13 protein-coding genes and 1 pseudogene are annotated in these 14,843 nt (G+C 43.7%); 4 read left to right on the top strand and 10 right to left on the bottom strand.

Going from position 1 to position 14,843, the window contains the following annotated elements:
- Positions 1 to 292: pseudogene (locus PSE7429_RS24075) on the top strand (IS1 family transposase); the annotation flags it as partial.
- Between the two features lie 2 nt (positions 293 to 294).
- Here PSE7429_RS24075 and PSE7429_RS00280 read toward each other — a convergent pair.
- The 3 genes from PSE7429_RS00280 to PSE7429_RS00270 are packed head-to-tail and all read right to left on the bottom strand — an operon-like array spanning position 295 to position 3,135.
- Positions 295 to 1,257 carry a tetratricopeptide repeat protein gene (locus PSE7429_RS00280; RefSeq protein ID WP_009625019.1) on the bottom strand — a complete coding sequence of 321 codons (963 nt, stop codon included), beginning with the start codon at positions 1,255 to 1,257 and terminating at the stop codon, positions 295 to 297.
- Between the two features lie 22 nt (positions 1,258 to 1,279).
- The gene (locus tag PSE7429_RS00275) at positions 1,280 to 2,026 is read right to left on the bottom strand and encodes a TIR domain-containing protein (protein ID WP_009625018.1); all 747 of its coding nucleotides are present in this window, start codon (positions 2,024 to 2,026) and stop codon (positions 1,280 to 1,282) included.
- A 47-nt stretch (positions 2,027 to 2,073) separates the two neighbouring features.
- Positions 2,074 to 3,135, bottom strand: a complete 1,062-nt coding sequence (locus PSE7429_RS00270) for a caspase family protein (protein WP_233424272.1) — start codon at positions 3,133 to 3,135, stop codon at positions 2,074 to 2,076.
- Between the two features lie 130 nt (positions 3,136 to 3,265).
- On the opposite strand from PSE7429_RS00270, the gene PSE7429_RS00265 reads away from it, so the two are divergent.
- A complete protein-coding gene (locus PSE7429_RS00265) occupies positions 3,266 to 3,724 on the top strand; it encodes a hypothetical protein (protein WP_009625016.1) in 459 nt (152 codons plus the stop codon).
- Between the two features lies 1 nt (position 3,725).
- Positions 3,726 to 4,115 carry a hypothetical protein gene (locus PSE7429_RS00260; RefSeq protein ID WP_009625015.1) on the top strand — a complete coding sequence of 130 codons (390 nt, stop codon included), beginning with the start codon at positions 3,726 to 3,728 and terminating at the stop codon, positions 4,113 to 4,115.
- 14 nt (positions 4,116 to 4,129) lie between these two features.
- Here the strand turns inward: PSE7429_RS00260 and topA are convergent, their stop codons facing one another.
- A complete protein-coding gene (gene topA / locus PSE7429_RS00255; RefSeq protein WP_009625014.1) occupies positions 4,130 to 6,397 on the bottom strand; it encodes a type I DNA topoisomerase in 2,268 nt (755 codons plus the stop codon).
- A 93-nt stretch (positions 6,398 to 6,490) separates the two neighbouring features.
- On the opposite strand from topA, the gene PSE7429_RS00250 reads away from it, so the two are divergent.
- Complete coding sequence (locus PSE7429_RS00250) at positions 6,491 to 7,504, top strand: PDDEXK nuclease domain-containing protein (protein WP_009625013.1); 1,014 nt, start codon at positions 6,491 to 6,493, stop codon at positions 7,502 to 7,504.
- A 55-nt stretch (positions 7,505 to 7,559) separates the two neighbouring features.
- On the opposite strand, the gene PSE7429_RS00245 is transcribed toward PSE7429_RS00250, so the two are convergent.
- From PSE7429_RS00245 to PSE7429_RS00220, 6 genes are read right to left on the bottom strand one after another with little or no spacing between them, the layout of a single operon-like run.
- The gene (locus tag PSE7429_RS00245; protein WP_009625012.1) at positions 7,560 to 8,267 is read right to left on the bottom strand and encodes a hypothetical protein; all 708 of its coding nucleotides are present in this window, start codon (positions 8,265 to 8,267) and stop codon (positions 7,560 to 7,562) included.
- 9 nt (positions 8,268 to 8,276) lie between these two features.
- Entirely contained in the window at positions 8,277 to 9,479 is a 1,203-nt protein-coding gene (locus PSE7429_RS24070; RefSeq protein ID WP_144052465.1) for a hypothetical protein, read from the bottom strand.
- 18 nt (positions 9,480 to 9,497) lie between these two features.
- Positions 9,498 to 11,429, bottom strand: a complete 1,932-nt coding sequence (locus tag PSE7429_RS00235) for a type IV secretory system conjugative DNA transfer family protein (RefSeq protein ID WP_009625010.1) — start codon at positions 11,427 to 11,429, stop codon at positions 9,498 to 9,500.
- 6 nt (positions 11,430 to 11,435) lie between these two features.
- Complete coding sequence (locus PSE7429_RS00230) at positions 11,436 to 12,710, bottom strand: hypothetical protein (protein ID WP_009625009.1); 1,275 nt, start codon at positions 12,708 to 12,710, stop codon at positions 11,436 to 11,438.
- A 3-nt stretch (positions 12,711 to 12,713) separates the two neighbouring features.
- A complete protein-coding gene (locus PSE7429_RS23155; protein ID WP_144052464.1) occupies positions 12,714 to 13,289 on the bottom strand; it encodes a hypothetical protein in 576 nt (191 codons plus the stop codon).
- A gap of 39 nt (positions 13,290 to 13,328) precedes the next feature.
- Positions 13,329 to 14,828 carry a TrbI/VirB10 family protein gene (locus tag PSE7429_RS00220; protein ID WP_009625007.1) on the bottom strand — a complete coding sequence of 500 codons (1,500 nt, stop codon included), beginning with the start codon at positions 14,826 to 14,828 and terminating at the stop codon, positions 13,329 to 13,331.
- Positions 14,829 to 14,843 lie beyond the last annotated feature (15 nt).

Genomic DNA, 14,843 nt, shown 5'->3' with positions numbered 1-14,843 from the left:
AGTTATGGGAATCGTTGCCTAGTGTCTATCGACAATGTGCGATTATTTACACTGATTTCTACTCGTCTTATCCAGTTGTCCTTCCCAGCAAACGTCATAGGGCAGTCGGTAAAGAAACGGGAAGACCAACTATATTGAGCGATTCAACTGTACGTTACGTCAACGAGTATCTAGACTAGTTAGAAAGACCTTATCCTTTTCTAAGAAGTTGGAAAATCACATTGGGGCCATTTGGAATTTTATTCATCATTACAACACTTCTTTACCTGCTCGGTCATCCTTTCCTTTTTAGGACTACCCATTTTTACCATAGTAAGCTTCGCCTCTATTGTAGTAATTAAAAGGATCTTCTGGATTAAGGCTTATTGCTTTATCATAATCTTTGATAGCAAGTTCATAATCTTTTTGATTTAAATATATTTTCCCTCTTTTTACATAAGCTTCATAGTAATTAGGTTGAATCTGAATAGCACATGTATATTGTTCAACCGCCTTGTAGAGATATTCTTCTTTTTCTTGCTTTTCCTTTTTTGAACCTTTCTCTTCTTTCTCTAGACCGTCTTTAAAATAAGTTTCGGGTTTTACTTTTGATGAGCAACTATTACTATTACTGTTATTAGGCTTAATAAAATTACCAATTAATAAAAAAATAGATACTATTACAATAGCAATAAAAATTTCTGCCTTAGAATCTTTTTGTTCTGACAGGTTAATTTGCATTTGCTGATGAGGCATAAATTTTTCTTCAGCATTTTTACGTTCTTTCTCTAATCTTTTTGATTCTTGTAGATCTATCAATTTTTTAATTTCTTCACATAACTCTTTAATATCTTTAGCTATACTTTCAAAAGCCTCTTTTCGATTTTTCCAACTGCGATCTTCAATAGCTATTGAGTTACCGTTTTTATCCCTAGGTAGAGATTTTAAATATTCAAAACTACTGTTATCCCAAAGGGCATTATCGATCCTTATTGGAACTACACGAAATGGTGAAGACTTTTTTTGGCGCTTGACAGCTAAATCAGCATATTGTTTCCAACTAGATATATTCAAAGATTCAATACTGACAAGTAAAAAAACTATATCTGCTTCGTTTATATTCTTTTTAAAACTAGATGAATTAAAATTAGATGTATTACAGTGCTCATGAGGTGTAATCTCTATGCCTTGACTGTTTATTGAATAATTAAGATGCTTTAATAAAAATTTTTCATAATAGTTTTTATTGTCTTGTGCGTATATACAGACGGCTTTCATACTTCTATAATTTGCTTTAAAACTATTCTTTTTGTTTATTTTTAATACTTTTTATCTTATTAATCTCATTTTTAATTGCATTAGCTATTTCAGAATAAATATCTTTTTTTCTGATTTTATTAGAAGTAATAGGTTGCAAGTCTTTGTATGCTTCTCTAGACCAATCGCAATCGTCAATAATAATAGGAATAACTTTTGTATCTAAATTATATTTTTCCATTATCATTTTTACTTCAACATTACGATGCTCTAGAGAGACAATGTAATCTATACTAACAAGCAACAAGATTATATCTGCTTTACGTAATTGCTCATTACGTTCGACAATTCTATTTGTCCCAGCACTAATTTTATCCGTATGTAATATTTTAATAATGCCATCTATTTCCAAAGGTTGAAGATTTTTTTCAATTCCGTTTAGTGCTGTTTTATTTTCGCCGCAACTAGAGAAGTAAATATAAACAGGTTTATTTTTAGTTAGATTCATTGGCTTTGATTGATGTATTAATTTGTCACGGTTTTCATTATCAAACTTGGCATTAGAAATTTTAGCAGTGATCGCTTGAATCATTTCGTCACTCAATTCTAAGTTGTAATTATCGCCAATGTGAATATTTTTTCCATTAGCAATATTAGTATTAAATTTAGCAAACTGTGCTTTAACTTCGTGATCACCCGACTCTAAAAATTGCTGTAAAGATTCTATATCAGCATCCGTAAACTGACCATTGGCAATGCGATTAAAAATAGCTGCTAATTCATCGTTCATTGAAGTCTAAACAAAAGCTGAAATTTGCAATTGAGCATTGACTACCATTACGATCTATTCTGAGAGATATTTACCGTAAAATCGCCGCCAACTTGAACATTTTCCAATTCCTTCTGCACCACACTTTTATGTGAAGCATGATCGCCACCATAAAAATTATCACCAATATGTAACTCCTTTGCTTCATTAATATTCGTAATAAATTTCCCCTTCTGCTCAATCTTATCAGCAATCTTATTAACTTTCTGCCCCACCTCAGACCTCTCCTCCTCCCAACCATTCTCAAGAAAACCCTTACCACCCCGCAACAACGAGATTACAAAATCACCCGTATCAAAATCAAAATGCGGCGTTTGGTCGCGATCGTAAACCTGTCGCGTCGTCTCAGGCACAGACTTACCCAAATAATTCATCAAATTGGAAACCTTTACCACGCGATCGCCAGCCTGATTACCCGCCCCCTGCAACGCCTCCAAAAAGTGAAACGTATAGATACTCAGTGATTGATCCTTGAGAATCCATGACTCCTGATGTCCCTCCGAAGAAGTAAACACAACTCTACCCTTACCGCGTTTCAGATCCTCAATTAACCCCTTAGAAAAAGCCACACGCTCAAACCCATCAAACTCATCCATTAACTCAGCATCAGCATCCTTAGAAGTCGCCATTCCCGCCGCATGACAGCTATCAATCACAACCAACAACCTTTCAGCCTCAATCTCGCGTATCGCATTTGTAAATACTTCAGCCGACAAAGCCGACGCAGCCAACTTACTAGGCTTTACGTCATGCTGTAGCAAATAGTAGCGATTATCAGACTTATCAACCCATCCATGCCCCGAATAATAAACGATCGCAGTAGCCTCACGGTCAGATTCCACCTTTTCCCTCAGCCAACTCAAACCCTGTAAAATCCCATCACGAGTAGCTTCTGCATTATTCAGTACCCGAATCTGTTCTTGAGGATAACCACAAAGATCGAGATCGGTTAGCGCCCCATAAATCGCTTGTGTATCCTTAACCGTTACAGGCAAAGATAAGGGATGGTATTTTGACTCGCCCACACCAATCAACAAAGCATAGCCATGATTAAACGTTTCAGCCATCATCTTTGACCCATCAACTAGCTTTTATTTTAAACCGAATCAACGTAGAATAGTACGTACATCTATAGCTATCCTCCAAAAACAATTATTACAATTTCCCCTACGCTCAACCAAAACTGTTGACCCCAAAATTATGAACTCCATTTACTCAGATGAACTAGTCACAGCCACCGAACTAAACCGTCAACCAGGCAGAATTTTAGACAAAGCCCTAGAACATCCCATCACCATTACCCGCAACGACCAATCCTTCGCCTTACTGAGGCGAGAAGACGTAGCTCTATTTGTAAAAACCGCCCAGCATAGTCGCGAAATTGTCGAACTTCTCAATACAGCCTTCCGTTTATTGCTAAACCAAAAAATTGGCACAGAGCATCCCTATGGTTGGCTTGGAGCATTTGACGCAGACGAATTGAATGAATTTATTAACGAGGTGATCTCAGCCTATCGCTCAGTTGCCTTACAAGAAACAAAAAATTTCGACAAAGCATGGAATGAATTAGAAGCAATTATCCATGAATGGTATGAGAGCGCCTTAGCAATCGCCAATCCAGACCTAGAAGCAGCCTTTACTCAAATCAAGCAATCTTGATATGTCAGAAAACATCACCGAAGAGATCAACGAAATTATTGAACCACCAGAAGTAAAGCTGACAACTCCTGATTTACCTGAGACTTCTAATACACCCAAAATAGAAACTATTTGGCTAGTAATAGCTAAAAATCGTCGCGTAAATCGAGACTGGGAAGCCCTGATCCAGCGAAATCCTGAAAACGCCAGACGTTGCTACAAAGACCTACAGACAGCACCAATAACGAGACAGCCTGGACGGGTATTTCCGTTAAAAGGCAAAAAATATAGAGGTGTATGGGAATATGAAGTGACTGGAGGAGATAGAGTATTTTACGTTCCCGATGAAACTCAATTAAAAGTAGTTGTTTTCTATGCTGGAAAGCATATTCAACCTGCTCCAATACCTTAATAATGCCCTGCTTATCAAGACAACTTTTTCGGACTAGGCTTAGCCACTTTACCTGCCTGTTTAGGCTTACGCTGAGAAGTTTTCTTCTCCTTCCCAGTAGCAACCTTACCCAAATTCGGCTTAGCCACCTCATCCAGATCGCCAAACATCTTCGACCACCACTTCTCCTGAGAAGACCAGAAAAAAACCACATCCGCATGATCCTTGCGTTGACGTGTCTGAACATCCGCACACTTCAACATCACCTTATCCACACCGTCCTTACTGTATGGAAACTTAGCCAAAGGCTTACCACAGACAGGACAAGCAAAACTAGTAACCTCCGCTGTCACTGCATTCTCACCCTTCGGTTGAGGAATTTCCCACTGATTACGGCGATCGCTCCAAAACATCACCAGATTCTCACAGCCATGCTCACACTTGAGAAAATGCCCTCCACTGACTTTCTTAGAAGGAATCTTACTGAGAGGATGATTACAAGCAGGACAAGCCACATCCGAAAGCTCATTTTTGCGATTACTTGGCTGTAAATCCGCACCAAGATTCGTATAAGCCCGCGTCAACATCGGCTGAAAATAGGACTGATGCCAACCAATCAAATAGCTTTGCCACTCCAACTTACCCACCGAGATCTCATCCAAAGTCGTTTCCATCCCTGCGGTAAAATCGGCTCTGAGTAAATCAGGGAAAGTTTTATGCAGCACATCATCTGTAGACATCCCCAAAGCTGAAGGTTCGAGAACCTTACCCTTGAGTAACACATAGGTGCGCTCCTTCAGCGTCTTGACGATCGCCGCAAAAGTACTCGGTCTACCCACACCCTGACGTTCCAGTACCTGCACTAACTTCGCCTCGCTATACCTTGCAGGAGGTTGAGTTTGCTTCTGCGTAAACCCTGCATTTGCCAAAGCCAAGGTCTGACCGCTTGTTAAAGCAGGAATATGTTTATCCTTACTCAAATCATTCCAATAGCGCGTATAACCCGCAAAGGTGAGAATACTACCCCTAGTCTGCCAAAGCGTCGAACCAGCCTGAATAATCACCCGACTTTTCTGAATCAAAGCATTCGCACATTGAGAAGCAACCGCTCTACGCCAGATTAACTCATACAGTTGATGCTGTTTCGCACTGAGATGGTCTCTAACCGTTTTTGGAGTAATGCTCAAATAGGTAGGACGAATCGCTTCATGGGCGGATTGAGCATTAGCCTGTTCACGATGGCGAGTAGTTTTCTTAGGGACATTATCAGGATCGTGCTTTGATAGCCATTCCTTCACCTCAGCACAAAACTCAGGCGAGAGACTAGTGCTATCAGTACGGTGATAGGTAATCAAACCCTTACGACCGTTCGGCAAATCGACACCCTCAAACAACTCTTGAGCCACCTTCATCGTCTCTTCAGGCGATAGCCCTAATCTCACTGAGGCAGCTTGCTGGAGCGAACTGGTAATAAAAGGCGGTAACGGTGATTTCTGAGCAGTGACACCCGTAGCTTCGCGAACGACATGGGGATGATTACGAGCTACTTGAATAATTCGGGCAGCTTCCGCTTCTGACAATACCCGTTTTGACTCCACCGTAGATTCTGTATTCACTTCCGCCGCATCATCGGTGACATCCTGATCGTCAAGCACAGGTTCAATCTCGCTACTACCTGCATAGAAAGCCGTAAATCCTTCAGCATATTCCGTCCACACCGACCAGTAAGTAATCGGCACAAAGGCATTAATCTCCCGTTCACGCTGACAAACAATGTGCAAAGCCACCGACTGCACTCGACCAGCCGAGCTACCGCCACTTGTCCGTCTTACCAAAGGCGAAACCTTGAATCCAATCAATCGATCCAAACATTGTCTCGCTCTCTGAGCCGAAATCAAGTTCAAATCTAACTGATGAGCATTGGCGATCGCTGCTTTAACCGCTGTAGGCGTAATCTGGTTATAGACAGCGCGTTTAGGATTACGAAGATGGAGTTGCTGTTGTAAATGCCAAGCAATCCCCTCACCCTCGCGATCGCCATCGGTAGCAAGTACAACTTCTGAAGCATTCTTCACAGCAGCGCGAAGTTTGGCGACGACCTGTTGACCTTTGCCTTCCGTCAATTGATAGCGACATTCAATTTTGTTGGTATCTTTGTGCATGGTAAAGCCCAAGCTATCTTCACCATCTTTAGCCAGTTCCGTAAAGTGACCAAAGGAAGCTTCTACTTGCCATTCACTGCCGAGGATGGCTTGAATGGTTTTGCATTTAGATGGAGATTCAACGAGTAACAGCTTTTTCATATTTTTATTCCTGTGTAAACTTTATCTTGAATCTGGCTTAACTTTCATTTCTAGGATTGGGTTATACTGTCATCCCAGACTAACAGCTAATTTATGAGTGATCTAATCGATTCCTATCAACAATTAATCGATCGCATTGGCGAATGCTTGGAAAAGGGACAGCAACGAGCCTTTGAGCAGGTTAATACGCTTTTGGTAGAAACTTATTGGCAAATTGGGCAGTACATTGTGGAGTTTGAGCAAAAGGGGAATGAGAGAGCGGAATATGGCTCAAAACTGTTAACTCAATTATCACGGGATTTGAAAACAGCTTATGGCAAGGGATTTAGTCGTTCTAATTTGCAATATATGCGTCTATTTTACTTGTCCTATAAGAATTGCCAAACACTGTCTGGCAAATTGAGTTGGTCACATTACACGGAGCTTTTGGCGATTTCGGATGATTTAGCGAGATCGTTTTACGAGCAGCAATGCATACGCGATCGCTGGAGTGTGAGGGAACTAAAGCGTCAAAAGGATTCGGCTTTGTTTGAGCGAGTTGCCATGAGTAAGGATCGAGCAGAGATTTTGGCTTTGTCTCAGAAAGGACAGATTATCGATTCAGCGCGGGATGTGGTGAAAGATCCCTATGTGTTTGAGTTTTTGGATTTGCCAGATCGCAATTACCTTGAGAGTGAATTAGAAAATCGGTTGATTGTGCAGTTAGAGAAGTTTTTACTAGAACTGGGGAAGGGATTTGCATTTATTGGGCAACAGTACCGAATTACGTTAAATAATACGCATTTTTATGTCGATTTAGTATTTTATCACCGTATTTTGAAATGTTTTGTCTTAATTGACTTGAAAACAAGGGCGGTGCGTCATGAAGATATAGGGCAGATGAATATGTATTTAAACTATTTTCGTGCCGAAGAGAATATGGAAGACGATAATGAGCCGATTGGCATTGTGTTGGCGCGAGATAAGGATGAGATTTTAGTGGAGTATGCCACGGGAGGAATTTCCAATCAGCTTTTTGTATCGAGATATCAGCTTTATCTGCCCGATGTAGAGGCTTTAAAGCAGGAGTTGAGGAGGCTTTTGGATGAGAGCGATCGCTCTGATTAACTTGTGTTGTGCATGATACAAGCCTCAGTGGGTAATTGAAATTTAGTAAACATTGCTATTTCTGATTTTCAAGAGGTTTGGTCTGCTGTGCATTTAACAGCTCCACGGCTCTGGCAATATTTGCCGCATCAAGATCGGTAACGTGAGATTCCACAACTGTACCCTGCGACTCCACCAGAATCGGATTAACAGGACGATCCTTCGCGTTTAAAGTCATTGTATCCGAAGCTTTCTCTAAACTGAACTTGTAAGTTCCCTTGCCATCAGGACGCTCAAAGATAAGATTATTACCATCATCTTTGCCTTTTACTTGCAACAGTTCGCGACAATCACGCGCCAGTTTCAGATCTCGCTCTGCATCGGTAACTTGATTAGGAGAACTGGGAATAGCAGCAGTTGCAACATCTTCAGATTTACTGTCAGAGTTATCTTTACGCAGACTACTCAACCTATCAAACATTGATAGAGCCAAATTCTGAATCTGGGTTGCATAATTTATCTGGTTCTGTTCTTGAGTAACAGTATTTACCTGTTGAGCATCAGCATTACCCGAATTAGGATCGTTACCTTTGCTCCGCACCTGAGATGGTTGCCACTCTTCCTCAAATACATCATCTTTATCGATCATTGTTAAATCCGTCAAAGTACTAGAAGACATTTCTCGTTCAGCGATCGCTAAAATATGGGCGCTATGCAGTTCAAAAACTTGGTTAAACACAGTCATGAACTGAGCCATATCAAGCTCTGGGTTCGCAGTAATCATTGCTTTTACCTAACGCTCTAAATCTGGACTAGATTGCTCTAGCATGGGCTGAGGTGAATTCATCCGTTGAAATGCTTGCTGGAAGTTATTTAAATCATTGGGTGTCATAGCTTGAAGAGAGATTTGACCTTCAGTAGTCCGCAAAATATCTTCGCCAGTATGGTTATTGACAATGGCAATATCACCATCCTGATTCCTTTGGAAATCATAAAACCCACCCTTGAAAGACTCCTGACCAGTCTCATTAAGGACGCTTTCAACGACCACCACACCCCTAGCCCCAGCAGGAGCTAGATCTCCCAGCTTATCGATCGCTGCGAGATAGCCCTGATTCTGAGTCAAACTTGCCATATCCACAGTACTTGTTCTAAAGGCAGTTTTCGTAAAGTCAATTTGCTGATTAACTGTTGTCCGATCTTCAATAAACACAGCTCGATCGCTTTGTAGTTCAAACTTAGCGATCGCTTCACCATCAAGATTAGAAATTTCATAGAGATTATCCTGAGATTGAATGCGATAATTTTCCGCCTCATACCTGCCATCGATACCCAATTTTGCAACTAGGGCAACCGATACCGCCGCCATCACCTGTTGTCGGAAGTCATTAAATGATAGAGGATTAGAATGTCCCAACTCATCGCGATCGCTGATGCCATCGCCATCGGTATCAATGCTGCGAGGATTGAGTCCCATCCGCAGTTCATCCACATCAGTAATTCCATCCCCATCCAAATCGCGCCGCAGTAACTCTGCTAACTCAATTTTGGGGAGTTCTCGCCAATCCACATCGATATAGTTCTGTTCCACAGAGACAGGCAATGGTGGTAGATTACTGCCAGATAGAGGCGATGGCTGAATGGGTGCATTGGGAAGTATCGCAAAATCTGGATCGCCTTTATCCCGAGGATTACTCAAGGTGACAGTCAAAGCCTGTGAAGTCTCAGGAGCAGCCGAGCGATCTGGTGCAGCCTGATATCTGCGCCACCAATCATCCATGATGTCCCGATCCCATTGCTGAGACACCCGATCCCACTCCGCATCACTGAATCCCGATGATGGAGCATCAGGCTGTTGTTTATTGCCTTCAGGATTGTGCAATTGATCTTCCTGCTTGGCTAACAATTGCCTCAGCAGTTCCGCCAAAGCTTCAATCGTAGTTTGCGCGATCGCCAATTGCTGAGCGTTAGCCTGAGACGCTTCCGATGTCTGCATAAAAACCATAATTCACCTCTATAAACCTTCAGCCCAAGCAGGGACAGTGGACTTGGGGGCATTAGGAGCATCTTTCGCAGGTAAAGGAAAATGCTCTTGAAAATAATCCTTACGCAAAGCGATCGCCCCATCCGTAATTGCTACTTGATGTCCTTGCTGCACTAATTTAAGCTTCAGAGCTTCCCATTTAGACTTGCTCTTATCTGCCCTCTCTGCATCAACTTTGGGAATTTTAATATGGCAACGCCGAGGCACATTCGCTTCTTTCTTAGAGCTATAGCCTGGGGAAATGAGAATACAATTACCTTGCGGTAACTTGAGAAAATCCTCTGGAGCAAATAGTTTGCGCGTGCGTTCCTGATCCGATGTACTGCTGCTAGTCCGACCACCACCCGAACTACGGGATTTAGACTTGTACTTCAAATGCTCATCGCCGAGATAATCAGAGAAAATCTTTGCTGATTCAGGCTCAAGGGGATTGAAAATCGCCTTAGTCGCACAGCCCCCAAAGATCGCTCTCGATACCTCCTTGCCATAGGTTTCTTCGAGTTGTACGAGATTCTGGAAACCCAACATACAGGACAATCCATCCTCACGGTGAACGTTCAGCCATTGGACAAGGCTCGGCAAATAAAGCGTTGGTAATTCGTCGATCGCCACCAGTAAAGGATCTTCGCGTTTAGTAGACACCACATTACGGGTGACAATCATATGTAAAACTGTCGCCAACAACGGTGCAACCACATCCTGTTTTTCCCGCTTCATACCGATAATCAGCAATTGCTTGCCTTTCAACTGCAAAGGAATCGTCGTCTTGCCACAGAAAACGCTGAGGATATCAGGAGACATGAAACGGCTAAAGAGAATACTCGCAGTCGAGATTACAGACGCAACGGTTTTCTCAGAATCCGCCATCGAAATCAACTGCCCAAAACTGGTTTCCACCCAAGTTGGTAAGTTCGCATTCTGGACTCTGGCAGGGAGATTATTCGCACCCAAAGCCTTGGCACAGAAAATAATATCGGGATAGGGAGTAGTCTTTGCTAGTAATAGCACCGCTTGAATCAACTGGTCGCCGCTATTGGTAAAGAAGGGATCTTCACTACCTTTGCCACCTGATTTGAAGTTGCGATTCAGGACGATCGCCACCTGTCGCGCCATATCCACATCCGCAGCATCACGAATAAAATCGAGAGGATTACAGATGCCACTTTCAGGAAAACTTGGAGCAAAGATACTAACCTGATAGCCTGCCGCCGCCGCTACGCCCGCAATGCGTGAAGACTGTTCGGCATATTTGTAATCGTAGAGAATAATCGGAAATCCCTGATCGATCGCACTACGAATCGCAGGGTCAATCACACCATAGGTTTTACCCGAACCCGTCCCACCCAGTACAGCAATGCCACGATTAGCATCGGGGAGCCAGATCGTCCGATCCGCTTGCGATACCTGAATCAATTTAGGCTTTTGTCCTGCAACAGGTAGTTCGTGATTGGGTGTAGCCACCCCTGGGCGAGAAATCAGTTCGGGTGGAAAAATTAATTTAGGCTTAACGATAAACAGAGACAGCTTATTGCGTTCGCGGCGATTAATCTGTTCCTTAGCCTTTTTCCGCGCCGCCGCAATCTCCGCGCCATTTGCCCAGTGAGCATTCGCCAACTTATTTTTGCTATTACCGCCACCATTCATGCCCAAGAAGACCATGCCGATCGCACAAGCCGCAATAATGCCGCCTGTGGGTGTGAATAACTGATTAACAATAGAAGCAAGTTCGGGAGGCAAGCCATTGGCTGAAGACTTCTTCTCTACTGCGGTCGTAGAACTGTCAATCTCCTTTGAATGCGCTATCTCCACAGGAACGAGACAAGCGATCGATACCGCGATCGCCAGCAAAAATAGTCTCTTTGAGGGATTCTTTTGGCTAAACCAAAACATCAAAAAATTCATGGCAATCTATTTGCTGAAAGGTTTGCTAGTGGAAATCGGCGTGTTGGCTGTCGCATTGTTGGGAACGGCATAGGGAATCGCGCTCTTTTCTTGGAGAACAACCAAAGGCAGGGGAGGGGTGATGTAGGGAGTACAACCTAAATCCACAAACCATGACCTTTGACACCAACGAAACCGCAGACCGAGGGTAATTGTGCCTGAAGCCTCATCCAGAGATTCAATGGTGACGCGAAAAGCATCACCAAAGGGATGATTGCCTGCTGGCCCGCGATTGCCAAATAGACTACCTAGAAAGCCATAACCATCGGGTACTTGCTGCGATGCGGTCATCCATTGTTTACCAGTGTAGTAACCACCTGCAAAGTCTGTAACCTCAATATGCGGACAATCAGTATTACCATCGCAACCCACCGCTTGAAATCCTGCTTCGGTAACGCCACCGCTAATCGGATTGATGCGATTCTTCTCCCGATTGCCAAGGGCGATATCAACCATACCAAACCTGACATTGGGCAGTAATGAGGGAGCGTTGGGAAATTGGGAAAGACTGAGTTTACCTAAACCCGTAGCATTCAAATCCGATAAAACCACGCTCGACGCACCTTGGATATTGCCTAAAGGCAATTGAGAAAATCCCACAATCGATTCAAGACTATAGCTATTCAGCCGATCGCCAAGACTGCCCAAGGATAAATTGCCAAGATCTGGGAAAGTATTGACTAATTGTCCCACGGTCATATCAGAGATTTCACCACTCAGACGGTTGAGATTGGCAGATCCAGATTTCTGAGTAACCAGAGCGAGGATGGGTTGAACTTGGCTCAAAGACCGATCTCGCAGATCTGGCAGTGACTGCAACAAACTATTAATCGTCTGCTGCGAAGTGAGTTCTCCCAGTTGACCGAGACTGACATTGCCAAGGGAAACACCAGCACGACTAGCGATCGCCTGTAAGCTCATTTGCTCCAGCCCCAGTGACTGAAGCGAACCTACTGTCAGGTAGCGATCTGGGCTAACATAACTACCGATCACCAGATTGGTTAAGGCATTTGGAGAAAGTAATTGCGATAGCTGTTGCTGCAATTGGGCGGTAACTTGGATTTTCGGTAAATTCTCGAAACTGATTCTCGTAAAATCAGGAATCATCACCGATTGAGTATTCCCAATCGGCTGGGTGGACATGGGTAAAGACTGAGCCGTAGCAAAATCAGGATTGAAAATAGCGATCGCCCCAGAGGAGATCGCTAACGCCGTTATTTGGACGATACGTTTATACAACATAGTTTAAGAATCCAACGAGGTTTTATTCGTTTGAGTAGGAGCATTCGGTGTAAGCGGAGTTAGACGAGGGATTTGAGCATCGGGAACGACTTCCAAAATGCTGTAGGCAGGAGTGGGGACATTCAGGACTAATTGAAACTGATAGAGATTTCTCAGCCCACCTGCGCCCGTAGTGATTACAGTTAGAGAGGTGAGATCGCCTCGTGCTGAGGTAGGTAGATTCATATCCAAATCAATCGGTTGGGCAAGTTGGCGCAGATTAATTACCGTTGCCCCGCAATTGCTGTCTTTTGTGCCGTCCTTACAGAGGGGACTGTCATAATCCATGACCACCTTAGAAGGATTGCCCAACCATACCTTTTTGATAATCTCGCCTGTCTTGATGAAGCTAATATTCAAAGACTGCATTGGCGATAGGCTAACTACCGAGGTTACGCCGCTTACACCCATCGCTTGACTGATACCAATCTGCCGCTTGGCAGGAAAGATCGGTTCGGCATGAGCGATCGCAGGCAGTGACAAGACTAGAAAAGGGACAATCCCTGAAATGGCATATTTTCGACATGGCAAAAAGTTCATAACCATAGAACTGGATCGTTGATAGAAGATTGGTATTAGCTAGAAAGTCACAGTTTGATTGACAAACACTTGCAGTTCCTTTCCTGCGGGGATAAAGAAGACATTAGGACGGGTTTTGATTTCCTCGATCGCCTCTTGACTGCGACGATTCAAAGTTTCCGAGAGAACGCCAAAGCCACCACTGATCGCTGCACCAAGATAGTTTGGCGGCGGCGCAGTACTGACCGTGGCACTACCGCCAATTGACGAGATGCTGCTGGTAGTTGTGGGACTATTGGTAAGTTTGCCAACTTCCGCTAATGCCGAAGTAATAAAGGTTGCCACATCCATACCGCTAATTTCCGACCCGCGATCGAAGTACTTGTCCGCGACTAAAGGCGAACCATCTCCACCACGAATGGAGATGGCATTGGGTGGAGGAATCAACTCGCGACCATTGATCGCTATACCCACCACATCTAATTCAGCAAGTCCCGACTTCGCATCAAGGGGACGCGCGGTGACAATTAAAACTGCATCCGCAGGAATCACAGGCTTACCATCCGCTGTAGTGATTGGTTCTTGGAGAGTGACGATAAATTTAGGAATGAGTCCAGGGGCGCTACCCATAATCCGACTACCATCGGTGGAGAACACAACTGATGTTTTCAAAGCGGCTTTAGCCGTTGTCCCGACCAGCAAAGTATTCGCAGGTGTGGCGCTTGGTAAAGATTTTTCTGCTTGGGCAAGATAGTTGGTGAGCGAATTTAAGGAAGGCTTCTCAATCGGGGGACTTGCAGAATTGGGATTGTTAACACTATTCGTAGCAACGGGACTGACAGCGATCGCTTTCGGTATTTCCGCAGGTGCAGCCAGATTGCCATAACTGCCAATACTTGCCAAGCGCTGCCATTCATCGGCGGGATTTTTAGCTTCAGGTGGACTCGCGGAAAAGTTACGAGGCGGAAGCATCACAGGTGTGGGCTGTGACATCACCTGTCGCATCGGTATTGGCTCAAGGGGTGGAGCCGATAGATTTCTCACGGGTGAGACGGTTGGGAGATCGGTAGACTGTGCAGGATTGGCTTCTAACTTGTCTTTGGAATCAGCTTTAGAAGCCAATACATCTGACTTGGGTAGATTTGCTGGACGCGGCGGTTTTGATTTACCCGCAGAAAGCTGACTGCCTAAAGCTAAATCCGTTTTAAACTTGGCAATTTCGGCATCCTTCGGATCAGCGGTCGAGGTCAGGGCAAGCTTTTCATCACTGGATTTAGCCGTTAATTGCTTCGCATTAGATGGCGACATGATGCTATTCATGAATAGCCCCACCAGCAAAAATCCTAGAGAACCAACCCCACCAACCAAAGCCATTTTAGAAAAAGGACTACCAACAATACCCCTAATTGTCCGATGTTGCTCTGGATCTGGGGCTTTACTGAAATCATCGATCGCCAAGTCCGCATCATGGTTAACATCGAGTTGAAACCCAGTTAACTGAGCAAAGTCAATCTCATCGCTTAAGCTTGCTGATTGTGGTTCTGGAACTTCGGTAATCATCACAACTCCTTCAAG

The organism is Pseudanabaena biceps PCC 7429 (assembly GCF_000332215.1).
Lineage (GTDB): Bacteria > Cyanobacteriota > Cyanobacteriia > Pseudanabaenales > Pseudanabaenaceae > Pseudanabaena > Pseudanabaena biceps.
The sequence above is the reverse complement of the archived record's forward strand: the minus strand, read 5'-3'. Positions and strand labels throughout refer to the sequence as shown.